Origin of the sequence: Streptomyces sp. A012304 (assembly GCF_026008495.1) — a bacterium.
GTDB lineage: Bacteria > Actinomycetota > Actinomycetes > Streptomycetales > Streptomycetaceae > Streptomyces.
The window spans coordinates 10,489-13,175 of sequence record NZ_BQUN01000161.1; the positions used below are offsets into that span (position 1 = coordinate 10,489).

Here is a 2,687-nt window from a genome sequence, read left to right on the forward strand (position 1 = left end):
AGGGCCGCGGGGACGACGGCCAGCCAGGCGGTGGGTGCCGCGGGGTCGGCGGGCAGGTCGGGGGCGGGCTGCCAGACGGCCCGGTAGCGGCGGTCGTCGGCGGTGCGCCGGTCGTGGGCGCGGCGGCGCCAGGAGCGCAGGGCGGGCAGGACGGTGTGCCACGGTGGTCCGGCGGGGGCACCGAGCAGGTCGGCGAGTGCCGTCGGGTCCTCGGCGTCGACCAGGTCCCAGAACCGGGTCTCGGCAGGGTCGCCGGCCGGTGTGCCGGGCGCGGGGGTGGTCGCCGGGTCCAGCCAGTAGCGCTTGCGGTGGAAGGGGTAGGTCGGGAGGTCGACGACGGCGGGGCGCCGGCCGGTGAAGACGGTGCTCCAGTCGGGTGCGACGCCGAGGACGGCGGCTTCGCCGAGGGAGAGCAGGAATCGTTCTAGGCCGCCGTGGTCGCGGCGGAGGCTGCCGGTGACCGCGGGGTCCGCGTTGAGGGACGCCGCCGTCTCCTGGATCGGGTTGACCAGGGTGGGGTGCGGGCCCATGTCGAGGAACGCGTCGTGGCCCTGCTCCAGCAGGCCGCGGACGGTCTCCTCGAAGCGGACGGTGTGGCGGAGGTTGGTGTACCAGTAGGCGGCGTCCAGTTCGGCGGTGTCGAGGGGGCCCGCGGTCACGGTGGAGTGGAACGGCACCTGGCTGGTGACGGGTCGGACGGCGGCGAGGTCGGTGAGGAGCCGGTCGCGGATCTCCTCGACGTGGGCGGAGTGGGAGGCGTAGTCGACCGGGAGGATCCGGGCGCGGTCGGCCTCGGCGGCCAGGGCCCGGACGGCCTCGGGCTCTCCGGAGACGACGACCTGGTCGGGGCTGTTGGCCGCCGCGAGGGACACGCGGCCGTCGAACGCGGCGATGCGTTCGGTGGCGTCGGCCCGGGACAGGGCGAGGGACGCCATCAGGCCGCGGTCGGCGAGGTCGAGCAGTGCCTTGCTGCGCAGGGCGACGATCATGGCGCCGTCCTGGAGGGTGAGCGCGCCGGCCACGCAGGCCGCCGCGATCTCGCCCTGGGAGTGACCGACGACCGCCGCGGGCCGGACACCGTGGGCGCGCCAGAGTTCCGCGAGGGAGACCATCACGGCCCACAGGGCGGGCTGCACCACGTCCACCCGTTGCATGGCGTCGCCGGCGGGGTCGCGCAGCACGTCGGTCAGCGACCAGTCGACGTACGGGGCGAGTGCCGTCTCGCAGCGGCCGATGTGCTCGGCGAACAGCGGGGAGTCGGCGAGGAGTTCGGCGGCCATCGCGGGCCACTGGGAGCCCTGGCCGGGGAAGACGAACACGACGCGCCGCCGAGCGGGGCCGGTTCCTTCGGCGACGCCGGGGCGTGCGACGCCCGTGGCGAGGCCGTCGAGGGCGTGCAGCAGGGCGTCCCGGTCCCGGGCGACGGTCACCGCGCGGTGCGCGAGCACGCCGCGGGTGGTGGCCAGGGAGAACGCGATGTCGGCCGGGTCGAGTGCGGGATGCCGGGCGAGGTGGTCGCGCAGCCGTCCGGCGACGGCCCGCAGGTCGCGTTCGGTGCCGGCGGACAGCAGGTACGGCAGCGGCTCGGGGCGGCGTTCCGGCCCGGCGGGCGGGTCCTCGGCGGACGTCGCGGTGTCCTCCATGGGCGCCTGTTCGACGATGACGTGGGCGTTGGTGCCGCTGATCCCGAACGAGGAGACTCCGGCGCGGCGCGGCCGGCCCGTGTCCGGCCAGGGCGTCGCCTCCGTCAGCAGTTCCACCGCACCGCCGGACCAGTCGATGTGCGGTGAGGGCTCGTCGACGTGCAGGGTCCTGGGCAGGGTGCCGTGCCGCAGCGCCATGACCGTCTTCACCATGCCTGCCAGACCGGCGGCTGCGGCCGCGTGGCCGATGTTGGACTTCACCGAGCCGAGCCGCAGCGGGCGGTCGGCGGGCCGGTCCCGGCCGTAGGCGGCGATCAGCGCGTGGGCCTCGATGGGGTCGCCGAGCGAGGTGCCGGTGCCGTGCGCCTCCACCGCGTCGACCTGGTCCGGTGTCAGGCCGGCGTCGGCCAGGGCGAGCCGGATGACACGCTGCTGGGCCAGGCCGTTCGGGGCGCTGAGGCCGTTGCTGGCGCCGTCCTGGTTGATGGCGCTGCCGCGGACGAGGGCCCATACCCGGTGCCCGTTGCGGCGGGCGTCGGAGAGCCGTTCGAGGAGCAGTACGGCGGCGCCCTCGGACCAGCCGGTGCCGTCGGCCGCCGCGGCGAAGGACTTGCAGCGGCCGTCCCCGGCCAGTCCGCGCTGGCGGCTGAACTCGACGAAGCCCGTCGGGACGGCCATGACGGCGACGCCCGCGGCGAGGGCCGTGCCGCACTCGCCGCGGCGCAGCGCCTGCGCGGCGAGGTGCAGCGCCACCAGCGAGGAGGAGCAGGCGGTGTCCACGGTCACCGCCGGGCCCTCCAGCCCGTAGGTGTAGGCGAGCCGGCCGGACAGGACGCTGCCCGCGCTGCCGGTCAGCGCGTAGCCCTCGGCGCCGTCGGCGGCTCCCGCGCCGGTCGCGTAGCCGGAGGGCGAGCCGCCCACGAAGACGCCGGTGGCGCTGCCCCTGAGCGTCGCCGGGTCCAGTCCGGCCCGCTCGAACGCCTCCCAGGAGGTCTCCAGCAGCAGCCGCTGCTGCGGGTCCATGGCGAGGGCCTCGCGCGGGGA

At 76.2% G+C, this 2,687-nt stretch carries 1 protein-coding gene; it reads right to left on the reverse strand.

What is annotated here, in order from left to right; genetic code table 11:
• Window positions 1-2,687: type I polyketide synthase (locus ALMP_RS35345; RefSeq protein ID WP_264935863.1), on the reverse strand; the 2,687-nt coding region annotated here is incomplete at both ends.